The following is a 15,533-nucleotide window of genomic DNA, read 5'->3' as shown; positions in this document are numbered from 1 at the left end:
GGAGCTCACTTCAGCCTGCTCGATGCCAGGACCGACACGAGGTGGAGGAGGGTCTGCAGCAGGGCGATGCCGGCCAGCACCGCGACCGCGAGCCGGCTGAAGAAGAGGTCGTCCCGGACCGCGTCCAGGACCGCCGCGACCAGAATGACCAGCGACGCCTCGACGCACAGGATCAGCCGGTGGAACTTGAGCGCGCCCGCGGCCCGGCGGGCGAACGCCATGCCGGAGGAGCGCGGCTCGGAGGCGGACTCCTTGACCGGCGGCAGGCCGCCCTGGTGGCGTGCGACCCCGACCAGGTCGGTCTCGGCCTTGATCAGGATGGCGCCGAGCGCGGCGAGCGTGCCCAGGAAGGCCCACAGCCAGTCGATCCGGCCGGTGCCCCACAGGTCCGCGGCGCGCAGACCGAAGCCGACCAGCACGGCGGCGTCACAGAGATAGGCGCCGACCCGGTCCAGATAGACCCCGCCCAGCGAGAACTGCTTCTTCCAGCGGGCGAGCTCGCCGTCGACACAGTCCAGCAGCAGGTAGAGCTGGACCATGAGGACACCGAGCAGGGCACCGGGAATGCCCGGGACGAGCAGGGCCGGAGCGGCGAGCACACCGGCGACGGTCATCAGGTAGGTCAGCTGGTTGGGCGTGACCTTGGTGTTCACCAGGTACCGGTCCACACGCAGCGAGACCTCGCGCATGTATATCCGGCCCGCCCAGTGTTCACCGCTGCGCCGGTCCTTGACGCCCGGGGGGTGAACGACAGGGCGGAGTTCAGCTACTGATGGTCTTGGCATAGTCGGCGTACGCGTCCCTGATCTGGTCGGTGGACAGGTTGAGGTGCTCCAGGACCGTGAAGCGTCCCGGGCGGGTCTGCGGGGCGTAGTCGACGGCCTGCACGAACTCGTCGACGGTGAAGCCGATCTCCTCGGGCAGGACCGGCAGCCCGTGCCGTCGGAGCACGTCGGCGAAGAGCCCGGACTCCTCCCGGGCGCCGCGCAGGTACATGGCGAAGGCGGCGCCGAGGCCGACCTGCTCGCCGTGGCTCGCGGCTCGCTTGGGAAAGAGCAGGTCGAAGGCGTGGCTGATCTCGTGGCAGGCGCCGGACGAGGGGCGGGTGTCGCCGCTGATCGAGATGGCGATGCCCGAGAGCACCAGCGACTCCGCCAGGACGGTGAGGAACTCGTCGTCGGCGACGGTGCCGGGGTGCCGCAGGACGGCCTCGCCGGCGGTACGGGCCATGGCGGCGGCCAGTCCGTCGATCTGCTCGTTGTTGACCTGGTGCGAGAGCTCCCAGTCGGCGATCGCGGAGATGTTGGAGATCGCGTCGCCGACGCCGGACCGTACGAAGCGGTCCGGGGCCTGACGGATCACCGAGAGGTCGATGACCATGGCGATCGGCATCGGGACACCGTAGGAGCCGCGGCCGTTGTCGTTGTCCAGGGTGGCGACGGGCGAGCAGAGACCGTCGTGGGCGAGGTTCGTGGCGACCGAGACCAGCGGCAGGCCGACCCGGGCCGCGGCGTACTTCGCCACGTCGATGATCTTGCCGCCACCGAGGCCGACCACGGCGTCGTAGCGCTTGCCCTTGATGTCGTCGGCCAGCTTCACCGCGGCATCGATGTCACCGCCCGCGACGCAGTACCAGTCGGCGCCCGGCAGGGCCGGGGCGAGCTTCTCGCGCAGGGCCTGTCCGGAGCCGCCGCTGCAGGCGATCGCGAGCTTGCCGGATGCGGAGATCCGCTGGTCGACGAGGAGACCGGCCAGGTCGTCCATGGCGCCCCGGCTGATGTCGACGAAGACCGGGGAGGGGATGAGTCGGGTCAGTACCGGCACGCGATCTCCCTGCCCTTCGCGAGGTCGTCGTGGTTGTCGATCTCGACCCACGTGACGTCGCCGATGGGGGCCACGTCGACCGTGAAGCCGCGGTTGACGAGCTCCTGGTAGCCGTCCTCGTAGTACAGGTCCGGGTCGCGTTCGAACGTCGCCTTGAGCGCGTCGGCGAGCTCCTCGGCGGCCTCGGCCTCGATGAGCGTGACGCCGATGTACTCGCCGGTGGCGGTGGCCGGGTCCATCAGCTTCGTGATGCGCTGCACGCCCTTGTCACCGGCGGTGATGACCTTCATCTCCTCGTCGGCGAGGCTCTTGACCGTGTCGAGGGCCAGGATGATCTTCTGGCCCTTGCCGCGCGCGTCCAGCAGGGTCCGCTCGACGGAGACGGGGTGGACGGTGTCGCCGTTGGCGAGGATCACACCGCGCTTGAGCACCTCACGCGCGCACCACAGGGAGTAGGCGTTGTTCCACTCCTCGGCCTTGTCGTTGTCGACGAGGGTGAGCTCGAGGCCGTACTTCGCCTCCAGCTCCTCCTTGCGGTCGTAGACCGCCTCCTTGCGGTACCCGACCACGATCGCGACCTCGGTGAGTCCGATCTCGGCGAAGTTGGCCAGCGTGAGGTCCAGGACCGTCTTCTCGCCGTCCACCGGCACGAGGGCCTTGGGGAGCGTGTCGGTGTAGGGGCGCAGACGCCGTCCTGCGCCGGCTGCCAGTACGAGGCCGATCATGCGGGTTCTCCTTCGTCGTGAACGGCGGGCGCCCCGGAGGACACCCAGAAACGGATGGATTCCACGAGCACGACCAGTGCGACGGCCACCGCGAGGACGGTGAGGGCCACGGTGAAGTCGGAGGCCCCCGTGAGTACGGCGGCGAGTACGGCCACCACCAGGGTCCGGCCCTCGTGCCCGCCGATCGTGCGGACCAGCCACCGGGGCGGGGCGCCGGTGCCGCCTCGGATGCGGTACACCGTGTCGTAGTGATGGTAGGCGACCGCCGAAACGAGGCCGAAGGCTGCGGGAAGCGCACCGTCGACGTCGCTGCGCGCGGCCAGGACGAGGATCGTGCAGTACTCCGCCGCCCGGAAGACGGGGGGTACGAGCCAGTCGAGTGCGCCCTTGAGGGGGCGGGCCACGGCTATGCCGGAGCAGATCGCGTAGAACGCCGCCGCAGCGATCATCTGCCGGCTGCCGAAGGGCTGCTGCAGCGCGGCGGCGATCAGCGCACCGGCACCGACGACCGCTGTGACCGGGGCGCCCCAGGCACCGGGGATCCGGGGGCCGCGGGCCGCCACGAGCTCGGCGACCGGGCCGGAGTCGGCGAGGTCGGCGAGGGCCTGGGCGGCCCGGTCGGTGCGGCTGGCCTTGCGGGTCAGGGAGCGGAGCAGCCGGCCGGCGGTGGTGTAGCAGGCCGCGAAGGCGCAGCCGACGAGCAGCGCGTAGAAGACGATCCGCGGGGTGGTCAGAGCGGTCAGTACGGCGATCATCGCCCACCGCTCACCGATGGGGAGCACGATCATGCGGCGTACCCAGACCGTCCAGCCGACGCTGTCGAGCTTGTCGGACAGGGCGGCGGTGGGACTGGAGTTCGCGACCGCGTCGTGGTTGGCCTCGTTGAACGAGAAGTCGATGACGTGGCGGCAGGACTGGAGCACCATCGCGCCCAGGGCCAGCGCCCAGACGTCGTCACCGCCACGGGCGGCGCCGAGGGCGAGGCCCGCGTAGTAGGCGTACTCCTTGGCCCGGTCGAAGGTGGCGTCGAGCCAGGCTCCCATCGTCGAGTACTGCAGCGAGTAGCGGGCCAGCTGCCCGTCGGTGCAGTCCAGCACGAAGGAGAAGAGGAGCAGCAGCCCGGCCGCGACGTATCCGCCGCGGGTGCCGGTGGCGGCACAGCCCGCCGCGACCAGCGCGGTCAGCAGGGACGCGGTGGTTACCTGGTTCGGGGTGAACCCGCGGCGCGCGCACCAGCGGGCGATGTAGCGCGAGTACGGGCTGATGCAGTACGTGGTGAAGAAGCCGTCGCGGGCCTTCACCGCGCTGCGCAGCCGTACCGCCTCCTCGTCGACGGCGGCGACACCGGACTGCGCGGTGGCGCGTGCGGCCTCGTCCGTCGGCACGGCGGCGACGAGCGAGCCGAGGTCCGGGCGCTGGACCGCGGTGCCCTCGGCGTCCATCGTGGCGGCGAGCCGGCCGGGCACGGTGCGGTCGGTGACCGCGACGGTGCTGCCGGGCGGGCCCGCGGGGACCCCGGCGCCGACCGCCTCGGTGGTGGTGCGCAGGGCACGGACCAGGGCGGAGCGCGCCTCGGGCTGCGCGGTGAGCGCTCCGGGCACGGCGGCGGCGGGAAAGCGGGGATCGGTCAGTCCGAGCCGTAGGGCGTGAACATGACCGACGAAGCGGGGGTCGACGAGGGCGACGCGGCTCTCGGACGGCACCGCGGACAGCAACCGGGCCGCCTCGGTGACATCGGCGGCGGTCTGTACGTCGAAGCCCAGTGACCTCAGATCGTCGTGGAGCGAGGATCCGGGTACCGGAGCACCTGTGAGAATGGCGGTCGACAGACGAACTCACTCCTTGGTGCTGACACGGGTCGGCGCGCGACAGTGCGGCCTTGATGCGGCCGGCGGCATGTCGGCAGAGGCTATCGGATGAACGGAAGCGGGAGTTCACTGCCCGTTTGTGCTCCGTTCCGGCCGGACCGGCATCATCCGGCTCCGTCCGCGATCATCATCGTCGATGGCCACCTCGCCTGACAAAACACGGGTCCGCCGTCACGGGCGCGAGGCGGTGTCCCCACAGCCGGACCCTCTAACCTGACCCGCATGACATGGCTGATCACAGGCGGAGCCGGATACATCGGGGCACACGTGGCGCGGGCGATGAGGGGAGCCGGGGAGCGGGTGGTCGTGCTCGACGACCTCTCGACGGGAAAGCCCGGCCGGCTGCCGGACGACGTCCCGCTGGTCCGGGGCTCGGCGGCCGACCGCGCGCTGCTGGACCGGGTGCTCGCGGAGCACGAGGTGAGCGGTGTGGTGCATCTCGCAGCGAAGAAGCAGGTCGGCGAATCCGTCGAGGAGCCGCTCCTGTACTACCGGGAGAACGTCGGCGGGCTGAACGTCCTCCTGGAGGCCGTCGTGGCCGCCGGGGTGCGGCGCTTCCTCTTCTCCTCGTCGGCCGCGGTCTACGGCGTACCGGAGGTGGAGCTGATCACCGAGGCCGCGCCCTGCCTCCCGATCAATCCGTACGGCGAGACCAAGCTCGCCGGGGAGTGGCTGGTGCGGGCGGCCGGGCGGGCCCACGGGCTGTCCACCGGTTGTCTGCGCTATTTCAACGTGGCGGGAGCCGCCGAACCGCATCTGTCGGACACGGGTGTCTTCAACGTGATTCCGATGTTCTTCGACCGGCTGACCCGCGGTGAGGCGCCGCGGATCTTCGGGGACGACTACGCCACGCCCGATGGCACCTGCGTCCGCGACTACATCCACGTGGCCGATCTGGCCGACGCGCACCTGGCCGTCGCCCGGGAGCTGGCCGCGCAGGACGCCCCCGGGGACCTGACCGTGAACATCGGCCGCGGTGAGGGCGTCTCGGTGCGCGAGCTCGCCGATCTGGTGGCGGAGATCACCGGACACGATCTGAAGCCTGAGATCGAACCGCGTCGGGCCGGGGACGCCGCGAAGGCGGTCGCCTCGTGCGAGCGGATGGCGGGCGAGCTGGGGTGGACAGCCGGGCGCGGGGTGCGCGAGATGGTCGAGTCGGCGTGGCAGGGCTGGCAGCTGCAGCACCCCGGCACGTCCGCGCCGTAGGGGCGCTCTCCCGGAGCACGCCGGCCCCGCAGGCCCGGCGTGATCCGAACGAACGGCTCCAAGGGCCGTGACGGGCGGCCCTGCCGCTCTGACCTGCAAGCATTTCCGCAGGTCAGAGCAGTTGACAACGGTGTTCAGTGCCGTGTTGCTCGATACCCCCCACCCGTAGTTCACTGGCAGTGTCCGGGCCGTTCGCGTCCGGACCGCAGACGACCGGGAGGCGTCCCCATGGGGGCAGGGCACGATCACGGACATGTGCACGGAGGGCCCGCGCCCACCGGCACGGCAGCCGCCGCGTACAGGGGGCGGCTGAGGATCGCGCTGGGCATCACGCTCGCCGTGGCGGTCATGGAGGTCGTCGGAGGTGTGCTGTCGGGCTCCCTCGCGCTGATCGCCGATGCGGCCCACATGGCGACCGACGCCCTGGGGCTGGGCATGGCACTGCTGGCGATCCATTTCGCCAACCGACCGGCCGGGCCGAACCGGACCTTCGGCTACGCGCGCGCGGAGATCCTCGCCGCACTGGCCAACTGTGTCCTGCTGCTCGGGGTGGGCGGTTATCTGCTCTTCGAGGCGGTGGAGCGCTTCATCACCCCGGCCGAGACCCGGGGCGGGCTGACGATCGCCTTCGCCCTGGTCGGTCTGGTCGCGAACATGGTGTCGCTGTCGCTGCTGGTGCGCGGGCAGAAGGACAGCCTCAACGTGCGCGGCGCGTATCTGGAGGTGCTGGCGGACGCTCTGGGCTCGGTCACCGTGCTGGTCTCGGCGGGCATCATCCTGGCGACGGGCTGGCAGGCCGCGGACCCGGTCGCCTCGCTTGTCATCGGGCTGATGATCGTGCCGCGCACGGTGAAGCTGCTCCGCGAGACGTTGAACGTGCTGCTGGAGTCGGCGCCGCCGGGGGTCGACATGGGCGAGGTGCGCGACCACATCACGGCCCTGCCCGGGGTGCTGGACGTCCATGATCTGCACGCCTGGACGATCACCTCGGGGATGCCGGTACTCTCCGCCCATGTGGTGGTGCATCAGGAGTTCCTCGACTCGATCGGGCACGAGAAACTCCTCCATGAACTGCAGGGCTGTCTCGGGGACCACTTCGACGTCGAGCACTGCACCTTCCAGCTGGAACCCAGCGGCCACGCCGAGCACGAGGCGAGGCTCTGCCACTGAAGCTCGGCCGGACCGGACCGCGGTGTAGGGTTTTCGAAGGGTTTTCGAAGCGATGTACGAAACACTCAAGGGCTGCTCACGTTGACCGACGACGCTCACTCCCTGAACGACTCGCCCGCCCCTCCCCCGCACGAACGCGATCCGGGGCATTCGCACTCCGTCGTCCGCTGGACCACCCGTCCTGAGACGGCTGCCGACACCCGCGCCGTGCACGCGGTCAACGCCGCCGCGTTCCCCACGGAGGCGGAAGCCGATCTGGTCGACGCCCTGCGCGAGGACCCGTCGGCCTGGCTGCCCGGCCTCTCGTACGTCGCCGAGGCGCCCGACGGGTCCCTCGCCGCCTGCGCCCTGCTGACCCGCTGCCTGGTCGGGGACGCCCCGGCACTCGCACTGGCCCCGGTGGCCACCGCTCCCGTGCACCAGCGCCGCGGCGCCGGGCAGGCCGTCGTACGGGCCGTCCTCGATGCCGCGCGCCGGCGCGGGGAGCCGCTGGTCCTGGTGCTCGGTCATCCGGGGTACTACCCGAAGTTCGGATTCGTGCCCGCGTCGCGGTATGGAATCCGGCCCGGTTTCGAGGTCCCGGACGAGGCGATGATGGCCCTGGTCCTCGATGATTCGGTGCCCGTTCCCCGGGGCACGATCGAGTATCCGCAGGCTTTCGGGGTCTGACGCGCCGTCGGGATCCATGGCGCCCGGTGGTGCGGTGCGGCCGGACATGCCAGGACCCGAAGTGCCGACAAGCCGCTTTTGTACGGCAGACTTGAGCAGACTCGACGGGACCGGCGCACGGGGCCGCGTCCATAGTGAAGGATGGGTATGCCGACCACACCAGCCACCGCGGCGAACAGCTCGTCGAACGGCGCAGCAGAAGCGATCATGCTCGAACTGGTCGACGAGAACGGCACCACCATCGGCACTGCGGAGAAGCTCGCCGCCCATCAGGCACCGGGCCAACTGCATCGGGCGTTCTCCGTGTTCCTCTTCGACGAGCAGGGCCGGCTGCTGCTCCAGCGCCGCGCACTCGGCAAGTATCACTCCCCCGGTGTCTGGTCCAACACCTGCTGCGGTCACCCGTATCCGGGCGAGGCGCCCTTCGCCGCCGCCGCCCGCCGGACGTACGAGGAGCTGGGGGTCTCGCCCTCGCTGCTGGCCGAGGCGGGCACGGTGCGGTACAACCACCCGGATCCCGCTTCGGGGCTGGTCGAGCAGGAGTTCAACCACCTCTTCGTGGGCATGGCCCAGGAGCGGTTGCGGCCGGATCCCGAGGAAGTGGGCGAGACGGCTTTCGTCACGGCCGCCGAGCTCACCGAGCGACATGCCCGGGCGCCCTTCTCCGCCTGGTTCATGACCGTGCTGGACGCTGCCCGTCCCGCGATCCGTGAGCTGACCGGACCGGCTGCGGGCTGGTAGCGGCGGCCCCTCGGCGCGGAGGGGTCACAGGCGGGTGCTGAGCGGCAGCGCCGCCCAGATGACCTTTCCGCCGCCCGCGGTGTGCTCCACGTCGCAGGTCCCGCCCGCTTCCCGGGTGATCTCACGGACCAGGAGCAGCCCGCGCCCGCCGGTCTGCGCGTAGTCCGTCTCCAGCGCGGTGGGCCGGTAGGGGTGGTTGTCCTCGACGGACACCCTGATCCATTCGGCGCCGACGGCGACCTCGACGGCGAGCTCCGGGGAGAGCAGCGCGGCGTGCTTGACGGCGTTGGTCGCCAGCTCGGAGACGATGAGCAGCAGCCCCTGGGCGATGTCGTCGTCCAGGGGGACGCCCTGGCGTTGCAGCAGATCACGTACGGCGTGCCGGGCCTGGGGTACGGAAACGTCCGTGGCCGGGGCGGTGAACCGCCAGACCCCTTCGTACGACACGGGCCGGGCGGGGACACTCCCGCGGCTCTCCATTGTCCGGTACCCGCTCTCCACTCGGTGGTGACTGCACGTCGAGTACAGGGTGCGGGGCGTAGTCGGTTCGGTCCGTACCACTGAACAGAAGTCGACTCCAATCGACGGAACTTGACCGAATCCGCGTGGGTACGTCAGTTTTCGGACCGCTTCTGGTCTTCGTCCGGAACATCGTCCACGCCTGGGCCGGGCGCCATACGCTCCGACACCATCGACACGATCCGGCGGCCCCCGACTCCGGCCGCGATGAGCCCGAGCCCGTCGAAGAGCAGCGCGAGCGAGAAGAAGCAGCCGAGCACGTACAGGCTGCTGTGCGGCCAGTCGAAGAGGACCATCAGCCCGAGCAGGAGGCCGAACGCGCCCTGCAGCAGCGTCCAGCCGAACTGGGGCCCCCGCACCACGACGCTGCCGACGAGGCGGAACACACCGCCCGTGAGGAACAGGAGCGCGGCGAACATGGTGAGCGCCTCGGCGGTCCCGTGCGGGTGGCGGATGACGACGACTCCGGCGGCGATGTTCAGGGCCGCGACGACCACGCCCAGCCAGAAGTAGCTGGTGCCGCGCGACTGGACGGCGTGGACCAGCCCGACCAGGCCGCCGATGAGCAGCAGCCAGCCGAAGAGGATCATCGAGGTGAGCGTCGCGACGCCCGTGTAGACGAGGCCCACCAGGCCGGCCACGGCGAGCAGGGTGCCGAGCAGGACCAGACCGCTGAAACCGCGGTGGAGCTTCCTGCTCTCTGTCACGGGATCGGCCACCACGAACTCCTCAGGGTGCGTGCCTGCTTCGCGACCCCTTCTTGATCATAGGTTCGAACGGCACGGATAGCATCCGGCGTATGGACCGTACGGAACCCCGCCTGGAGCACGCTGTCGCGGACGGCGTCGCCACCGTCGTGATCAGCAACCCCGCCAAGCGCAACGCGATGACTGCCGCCATGTGGCAGACGCTGCCCGTGCTGCTCGGAGAGCTGGCCGCCGACCCGTCCGTGCGCGCCCTGGTACTGACCGGCGCCGGGGACACCTTCTGCGCGGGTGCGGACATCGCCTCGCTCCGCGATCCCTCGGGCGCTCCTCAGGGACTCGCCGTGGCGGCCGAGGAGGCGCTGGCCGCCTTCCCCCGGCCGACGGTCGCCGCGGTGCGCGGCTACTGCGTGGGCGGGGGCAGCCAGCTGGCGGCCGCCTGCGACCTTCGGTTCGCGGAGGAGGGGGCGTCGTTCGGCATCACCCCGGCCAGGCTCGGAATCGTCTACGCCGCCTCCTCCACCCGCCGGCTGGTCTCGCTGACGGGTCCGGCCACGGCCAAGCACCTGCTGTTCTCGGGCGAACTGATCGGCACGGAACGGGCGCTTCGGACCGGACTGGTGGACGAGGTGCTGCCCGTCGGCGAGCTGGACGAGCGGGTAGAGGCGTACGTGCGGACCCTGGTGTCCCGTTCCCAGCTGACCCAGGCGGCGGCCAAGGAATTCGCCACGGGGCGGGTGGACCGCGACGCCCACTGGGCGGAGCAGGCACGCCTCAGCGGCGACACCGCGGAGGGTGTCGCCGCCTTCCTGGAGCGCCGCACGCCCTCCTTCACCTGGCCGGCCGGGGCGTAGCGTCCCTACTGGAGGATGAAACGGCTCCCGGCGCGCCACTTCTCGACGATCGCGGCCGGGGCCTTCGCGGGGGAACCGGCGTCGTACGGCGGCTGCGGGTCGTACTCCGTGAGCAGCTGAACGGCCTGGGCGTACTCGTCGCCGGCGATCCGTCCGAGCAGGGTGAGACCCATGTCGATGCCCGACGACACGCCTGCGGCGGTGACGTACTTGCCGTCGGTGACCACGCGTTCGCCGGTCGGCTCGGCGCCGAACTCCTTCAGTGTCTCCAGCGCGAGCCAGTGCGAGGTGGCGCGCCGCCCTTGCAGGAGTCCGGCGGCCGCGAGGAGCAGCGATCCGGTGCAGACGGAAGTCGTCCAGGTGCTGGTGGCGTCGGCCCGGCGCAGCCAGTCGAGGAGGGGCCCGTTGTCCATCTGGGCACTCTGCCCGGGGCCGCCGGGGACGATCACCAGGTCGGGGGCCGGGACCTCGTCCGGCGTCCTGTCGGCGACCAGCATCAGGCTGCCGCTGTCGTTGCGTACCGCCCCGGCCGCCTCGGCGACGAAAACGGTCTCGGCGCCGGGCGCGCGGCTCAGGATCTCGTAAGGTCCCACGGCGTCCAGCGCCGTGAAGCGGTCGAAGAGGAGGATGGCGATCTGCATGGGTGAGTGTCTGCCTTTCGGTCAGTGGGCGAGTTGCGTTGCGGCGGGTTCGCCCGCCGGGCGTGAACCGAACCGTCGGCGGTACTCGGCGGGGCCCGTGCCCACCGCTTTCAGGAACGCCCGGCGCATCGCCTCCGGGGTTCCGTAACCGCAGGCGTGCGAGATACCGGTGATGCCGTCGGTGGTGTCCTCCAGGAGCCGCCGGGCCTGTTCCAGGCGCACGCGGTCGACGTAGCGGCCGGGGGTCATGCCCGTCTCCGCCTGGAACGCGCGGGCGAAATGGCGCGCCGAGAGCCGGGCACGGGCGGCGAGCGCCTCGACGGAGAGGTCCTCGCCGGGGTGTTCGGTGATCCAGTGCTGGACCTCGCGCAACGGTTCGCGGCGAGCCGTCTGGGCGGTGAGCTGGGCACTGAACTGGGACTGGTTGCCGGGTCTGCGCAGAAAAACCACCAAGTGGCGGGCCACCGTGAGGGCCACGTCCCTGCCGTGGTCCTCCTCGACGAGTGCGAGCGCGAGGTCGATGCCCGCGGTGACCCCGGCGGAGGTGGCGAGCCGGCCGTCGCGCACGAAGATCGGCTCGGGGTCGACCTGAACGGCCGGGTAGGTGCGGGCGAGGCGGTCACAGACGTTCCAGTGGGTGGTCACCCGGTGTCCGTCCAGCTGTCCGGCCGCGGCGAGGAGCAGGGCGCCGCTGCAGACGGAGACGAGCCGTTCGGGGCGCGGGCCGTGAGCACGCAGCCAGTCGACGAGGGCAGGGGCGGGATCCCGGGTGCCCTGGCCTCCGGGGACGAGGAGGGTGTGCGGCGTCGCTGCGTCGGCGAGGCTGCAGTCGGGGACCAGCATGAGGCCGCAGGACGAACGCACCGGCGCGCCGTCCAGGGAGGCGGTGCGCAGGCCGTACGAGACCTCCGGAAACCGGGAGGCGCCGGCGAAGACCTCCATGGGCCCGGTCACGTCGAGGCTCTGGATGCCGTCGAAGAGGACGACGAGTACGGATCGCTGCTTCATGTGAACCATCCTCGGCAGCCCGGCGGAAGGCCGCAAGGACGAGATGCCCACCTTTCCTGCCATGCCGGGGCCGCGTCGCAAGTCACCCCGGCCCCGGGGTTCCGGCACGTACCGACCAGTCGGTAACGTGCGGGTATGAGTACTCTCCCGCCCCGTGCCGGACGCCGCTGCCACAACGCCCTCAACCCGTTGCACTCCGCGCTCTACTTCTCCCCCGACCTCGGCAAGGAGCTCGGAGGGATCGGCATCGAGGATTCCTCCGCCGCCTATTTCGCCGCGCGCGCGGCCGCCATGGGGGCGGTCGGCCCGGGCACGGTCACCGCCACGTTCTACAACTTCAACCACGAACTGGTGGCCAGGCACGTACCCGCCATCTGGGACATCGCCTCGCCCGAGGCGGTCCTCGCGGCTCGGCTGCGTGCCGCCGACTCGACGCTGCGCCGGCTGCTCGGCGAGGAGGTCGTCGCCTCCCCCGAGATGGCCGAGGCGGCACAGCTGGCCATGCGCGCGGCCGAAGGCTGTACGCGACACGCGCGGCCTCTCTACGCGGCGCACGCCGACCTCCCGGTGCCGCAGCAGCCGCACCTGGCGTACTGGCACGCCGCGACGCTGCTGCGTGAGCACCGCGGCGACGCCCATCTCGCCGCTCTTCTCGCCGCCTCGCTCGACCCGCTGGAGGCCCTGGTCAGTCACACCGCCACCGGCAAGGGCATGGCACCGCGCTGGATCCTGGCCAGCCGGGGCTGGCGGCGCACCGACTGGGAGAACGCCTCCGCACGGCTGCGCGAGCGTGGACTGCTCACCGAGGAGGGCGGGTTGACGGAAGAGGGCACCGCGCTGCGGGCGGGCCTGGAGGAGGCCACGGACCGGATGGACCTGGCACCGTACGAACATCTCGGGGGCGCGGGCGTGGCCCGGCTGACGGAGCTGGGGCGCGGATTCCTCGGCACCGCGGTGGCGGCCGGCGCGTTTCCGGCGGAAGCGACCGGCTGACCTGCCCGAAAAGGGCGGCCGACAACTGGGGTGGTCGGGCGACACGGCGCCCGGCCACCCGGCACAATGCAGGCGAGTGGCTCCGGTGCCGGTCCGAACGGCCTGCCCGGGCCCGACCAGCACAGCCAGCAGGAGAAGGCGAGTCGGTAGAACCGTGACGACGTCCATCGAAGGCAGGATCGCCGAGGAGCTCGGCGTACGCGAGCGACAGGTGAAGGCGGCCGTCGAGCTGCTAGACGGCGGATCGACCGTGCCGTTCATCGCGCGCTACCGCAAGGAAGCGACCGAGATGCTCGACGATGCGCAGCTGCGCACGCTCGAGGAACGGTTGCGGTATCTGCGGGAGCTGGAGGAGCGCCGTGCGGCGATCCTCGAATCCGTACGGGAGCAGGGCAAGCTCGACGAGGCGCTGGAGGCGCAGATCCGGGCAGCCGACACGAAGGCGCGCCTGGAGGACATCTACCTGCCGTTCAAACCGAAGCGGCGGACCAAGGCCCAGATCGCCCGCGAGGCCGGTCTCGAACCGCTCGCCTCCGGGCTGCTCGACGACCCGTCGACGGACCCGCTCGCCGCGGCCGCGGCCTTCGTCGACGCGGACAAGGGGGTCGCGGACACCGCGGCGGCCCTGGAGGGGGCCCGAGCCATCCTCACCGAGCGCTTCTCGGAGGACGCCGACCTGATCGGCGACCTTCGTGAGCGCATGTGGTCACGCGGGCGGCTGAAGGCCAAGGTGCGGGACGGCAAGGAGGAGGCGGGCGCCAAGTTCGCGGACTACTTCGACTTCGCGGAGCCGTTCACGGCGCTGCCCTCGCACCGGGTGCTGGCGATGCTCCGGGGCGAGAAGGAGGATGTCCTCGATCTGGTCCTGGAGCCGGAGGAGCCGTCGGAGACGCCGGGTCCGTCGTCGTACGAGAACATGGTGGCCCGCCGCTTCGGGGTGAACGACCGCGGGCGCCCCGGTGACAAGTGGCTGGGCGACACGGTGCGCTGGGCGTGGCGGACCCGGATCCTCGTCCACCTCGGGATCGACCTGCGCCTGCGGCTTCGCACGGCGGCGGAGGACGAGGCGGTGCGCGTCTTCGCGTCCAACCTGCGCGATCTGCTCCTCGCCGCACCGGCCGGGACGCGGGCCACGCTGGGGCTCGACCCCGGTTTCCGTACCGGGGTGAAGGTCGCCGTCGTCGACGCGACGGGCAAGGTCGTCGCGACCGATGTCATCTACCCGCACGTCCCGGCCAACAAGTGGGACCAGTCGCTCGCCAAGCTGGAGCAGCTGGCGAAGGCGCACGACGTCGATCTGATCGCGATCGGGAACGGCACCGCCTCGCGCGAGACGGACAAGCTCGCCGGTGAACTGTGCGACAAGCACCCGGAGCTGAAGCTCACCAAGGTGATGGTGTCGGAGGCGGGCGCCTCCGTGTACTCGGCCTCCGCCTTCGCCTCGCAGGAACTGCCGGACATGGATGTGTCCCTGCGCGGAGCCGTCTCGATCGCGCGCCGCCTCCAGGACCCCCTCGCCGAGCTGGTGAAGATCGACCCGAAGTCCATCGGGGTGGGGCAGTATCAGCACGACCTGTCCGAGGTGAAGCTGTCGCGGTCGCTGGACGCGGTCGTCGAGGACTGTGTGAACGGGGTCGGAGTCGACGTCAACACCGCTTCGGCGCCGCTGCTTTCGCGGGTCTCCGGCATCGGCTCGGGGCTCGCGGAGAACATCGTGGCGCACCGCGACGCCCACGGCCCGTTCCGCTCACGCAAGGGCCTCAAGGACGTGGCCAGGCTGGGCCCGAAGGCGTACGAGCAGTGCGCGGGCTTCCTGCGGATCCGCGGTGACGACCCGCTGGACGCGTCCAGCGTGCACCCGGAGGCGTATCCGGTGGTCCGCGCGATGGTGAAGCGGACGGGAAGTGACGTCGCCTCGCTGATCGGCAACACGGGGGTTCTGCGGTCGATCCGTGCCGACGACTACGTGGACGAGAAGTTCGGGCTGCCGACCGTCACCGACATCATCAAGGAGCTGGAGAAGCCGGGGCGCGACCCGCGTCCGGCCTTCAAGACCGCGACCTTCAAGGAAGGCGTCGAGAAGATCGGCGACCTGGTCTCCGGGATGGTGCTGGAGGGTGTCGTGACGAACGTCGCGGCGTTCGGCGCGTTCGTGGACGTCGGGGTGCACCAGGACGGCCTGGTGCACGTGTCGGCGATGTCCAGGACGTTCGTGAAGGACCCGCGCGATGTCGTGAAGCCGGGTGACATCGTGAGGGTCAAGGTGATGGAGGTCGACATCCCGCGCAAGCGGATCTCGTTGACGCTGCGGCTGGACGACGAGGCGGGCGCGGGCCCCGCTGCGGGCTCCGGTGCCTCAGCCGGTGAGCGCGGCGGGCGTCCGCCGCGCCAGCGGCAGGGCCAGGGCGGATCGGGGACCCGGGGCGGTCAGGCCGGCGGCCAGGGCGGCCAGGGGCGGGACCGGCGCGGTGGCGGGGGTGGCAACGGTGGCGGCGCCCGGCAGGCGCCTGCCGCGACTCCGGCGAACGGGGCGATGGCCGACGCGCTGCGGCGGGCGGGGCTGCTGGATCCGAAGCAGGGCGGCAGGAAGCGGTAGTCCCGGCGGGGCGGG

The 15,533-nt window shown here is 71.2% G+C and carries 15 protein-coding genes; 7 read left to right on the top strand and 8 right to left on the bottom strand.

Annotation, left to right across the window (positions count from 1 at the left end; genetic code table 11):
• Positions 1 to 5: 5 nt before the first annotated feature.
• Genes ABZ434_RS13730 through ABZ434_RS13715 form a run of 4 tightly spaced genes read right to left on the bottom strand, consistent with a single transcriptional unit; the run spans position 6 to position 4,378 of the window.
• Complete coding sequence (locus ABZ434_RS13730; protein ID WP_148016970.1) at positions 6 to 785, bottom strand: CDP-alcohol phosphatidyltransferase family protein; 780 nt, start codon at positions 783 to 785, stop codon at positions 6 to 8.
• The gene (locus ABZ434_RS13725; protein WP_359135150.1) at positions 763 to 1,824 is read right to left on the bottom strand and encodes an iron-containing alcohol dehydrogenase family protein; all 1,062 of its coding nucleotides are present in this window, start codon (positions 1,822 to 1,824) and stop codon (positions 763 to 765) included. The genes ABZ434_RS13730 and ABZ434_RS13725 overlap by 23 nt, the downstream gene beginning before the upstream one ends.
• Entirely contained in the window at positions 1,812 to 2,549 is a 738-nt protein-coding gene (locus ABZ434_RS13720) for a phosphocholine cytidylyltransferase family protein (RefSeq protein ID WP_359135148.1), read from the bottom strand. The genes ABZ434_RS13725 and ABZ434_RS13720 overlap by 13 nt, the downstream gene beginning before the upstream one ends.
• Entirely contained in the window at positions 2,546 to 4,378 is a 1,833-nt protein-coding gene (locus ABZ434_RS13715; protein ID WP_359135281.1) for a DUF5941 domain-containing protein, read from the bottom strand. Before ABZ434_RS13715 ends, ABZ434_RS13720 begins: the two co-directional genes overlap by 4 nt.
• A 261-nt stretch (positions 4,379 to 4,639) precedes the next feature.
• On the opposite strand from ABZ434_RS13715, the gene galE reads away from it, so the two are divergent.
• The 4 genes from galE (at position 4,640) to idi (ending at position 8,203) form a co-directional block, all read left to right on the top strand.
• On the top strand, positions 4,640 to 5,623 hold the full coding sequence (gene galE, locus ABZ434_RS13710; RefSeq protein ID WP_359135146.1) for a UDP-glucose 4-epimerase GalE: 984 nt from the start codon (positions 4,640 to 4,642) through the stop codon (positions 5,621 to 5,623).
• A 228-nt stretch (positions 5,624 to 5,851) separates the two neighbouring features.
• A complete protein-coding gene (locus ABZ434_RS13705; RefSeq protein ID WP_359135144.1) occupies positions 5,852 to 6,793 on the top strand; it encodes a cation diffusion facilitator family transporter in 942 nt (313 codons plus the stop codon).
• Positions 6,794 to 6,874: 81 nt separating this feature from the next.
• A complete protein-coding gene (locus ABZ434_RS13700; protein WP_359135142.1) occupies positions 6,875 to 7,462 on the top strand; it encodes an N-acetyltransferase in 588 nt (195 codons plus the stop codon).
• 147 nt (positions 7,463 to 7,609) lie between these two features.
• Entirely contained in the window at positions 7,610 to 8,203 is a 594-nt protein-coding gene (gene idi / locus ABZ434_RS13695) for an isopentenyl-diphosphate Delta-isomerase (RefSeq protein ID WP_359135141.1), read from the top strand.
• A gap of 24 nt (positions 8,204 to 8,227) precedes the next feature.
• On the opposite strand, the gene ABZ434_RS13690 is transcribed toward idi, so the two are convergent.
• Both ABZ434_RS13690 and ABZ434_RS13685 read right to left on the bottom strand, forming a co-directional pair.
• Complete coding sequence (locus ABZ434_RS13690) at positions 8,228 to 8,683, bottom strand: ATP-binding protein (RefSeq protein ID WP_359135139.1); 456 nt, start codon at positions 8,681 to 8,683, stop codon at positions 8,228 to 8,230.
• A 134-nt stretch (positions 8,684 to 8,817) separates the two neighbouring features.
• Positions 8,818 to 9,441 (bottom strand): DUF308 domain-containing protein, encoded by a 624-nt coding sequence (locus ABZ434_RS13685; protein ID WP_359135137.1) that lies wholly within the window; start codon positions 9,439 to 9,441, stop codon positions 8,818 to 8,820.
• 80 nt (positions 9,442 to 9,521) lie between these two features.
• Here ABZ434_RS13685 and ABZ434_RS13680 point away from each other — a divergent pair, with 80 nt between their 5' ends.
• Entirely contained in the window at positions 9,522 to 10,280 is a 759-nt protein-coding gene (locus ABZ434_RS13680) for an enoyl-CoA hydratase-related protein (protein ID WP_359135135.1), read from the top strand.
• Between the two features lie 5 nt (positions 10,281 to 10,285).
• Here the strand turns inward: ABZ434_RS13680 and ABZ434_RS13675 are convergent, their stop codons facing one another.
• Both ABZ434_RS13675 and ABZ434_RS13670 read right to left on the bottom strand, forming a co-directional pair.
• Positions 10,286 to 10,921, bottom strand: coding sequence for a DJ-1/PfpI family protein (locus tag ABZ434_RS13675; protein WP_359135133.1), 636 nt, complete (start codon positions 10,919 to 10,921; stop codon positions 10,286 to 10,288).
• Positions 10,922 to 10,942: 21 nt separating this feature from the next.
• Positions 10,943 to 11,929 (bottom strand): DJ-1/PfpI family protein, encoded by a 987-nt coding sequence (locus ABZ434_RS13670; protein ID WP_359135131.1) that lies wholly within the window; start codon positions 11,927 to 11,929, stop codon positions 10,943 to 10,945.
• A gap of 135 nt (positions 11,930 to 12,064) precedes the next feature.
• Between ABZ434_RS13670 and ABZ434_RS13665 the strand changes: the two genes are divergently transcribed.
• Together ABZ434_RS13665 and ABZ434_RS13660 are read left to right on the top strand one after the other, a co-directional pair.
• Positions 12,065 to 12,922 (top strand): hypothetical protein, encoded by an 858-nt coding sequence (locus tag ABZ434_RS13665; RefSeq protein WP_359135129.1) that lies wholly within the window; start codon positions 12,065 to 12,067, stop codon positions 12,920 to 12,922.
• 154 nt (positions 12,923 to 13,076) lie between these two features.
• Positions 13,077 to 15,518, top strand: coding sequence for a Tex family protein (locus ABZ434_RS13660; RefSeq protein ID WP_359135127.1), 2,442 nt, complete (start codon positions 13,077 to 13,079; stop codon positions 15,516 to 15,518).
• Positions 15,519 to 15,533 lie beyond the last annotated feature (15 nt).

Origin of the sequence: Streptomyces sp. NPDC005761, assembly GCF_040630635.1 — a bacterium.
Taxonomy (GTDB): Bacteria; Actinomycetota; Actinomycetes; order Streptomycetales; family Streptomycetaceae; genus Streptomyces.
Note: the sequence above shows the minus strand (reverse complement) of the source record. Positions and strands in the feature narration are given on the sequence as shown.

Bases quoted from the DNA above. Each gene is read 5' to 3' on its own strand.
- ABZ434_RS13730 (WP_148016970.1), bottom strand. From the start codon at position 785: ATGCCAAGACCATCAGTAGCTGAACTCCGCCCTGTCGTTCACCCCCCG.
- ABZ434_RS13720 (WP_359135148.1), bottom strand. From the start codon at position 2,549: ATGATCGGCCTCGTACTGGCAGCCGGCGCAGGACGGCGTCTGCGCCCC.
- galE (WP_359135146.1), top strand. From the start codon at position 4,640: ATGACATGGCTGATCACAGGCGGAGCCGGATACATCGGGGCACACGTG.
- ABZ434_RS13705 (WP_359135144.1), top strand. From the start codon at position 5,852: ATGGGGGCAGGGCACGATCACGGACATGTGCACGGAGGGCCCGCGCCC.
- idi (WP_359135141.1), top strand. From the start codon at position 7,610: ATGCCGACCACACCAGCCACCGCGGCGAACAGCTCGTCGAACGGCGCA.
- ABZ434_RS13690 (WP_359135139.1), bottom strand. From the start codon at position 8,683: ATGGAGAGCCGCGGGAGTGTCCCCGCCCGGCCCGTGTCGTACGAAGGG.
- ABZ434_RS13680 (WP_359135135.1), top strand. From the start codon at position 9,522: ATGGACCGTACGGAACCCCGCCTGGAGCACGCTGTCGCGGACGGCGTC.
- ABZ434_RS13675 (WP_359135133.1), bottom strand. From the start codon at position 10,921: ATGCAGATCGCCATCCTCCTCTTCGACCGCTTCACGGCGCTGGACGCC.
- ABZ434_RS13670 (WP_359135131.1), bottom strand. From the start codon at position 11,929: ATGAAGCAGCGATCCGTACTCGTCGTCCTCTTCGACGGCATCCAGAGC.
- ABZ434_RS13665 (WP_359135129.1), top strand. From the start codon at position 12,065: ATGAGTACTCTCCCGCCCCGTGCCGGACGCCGCTGCCACAACGCCCTC.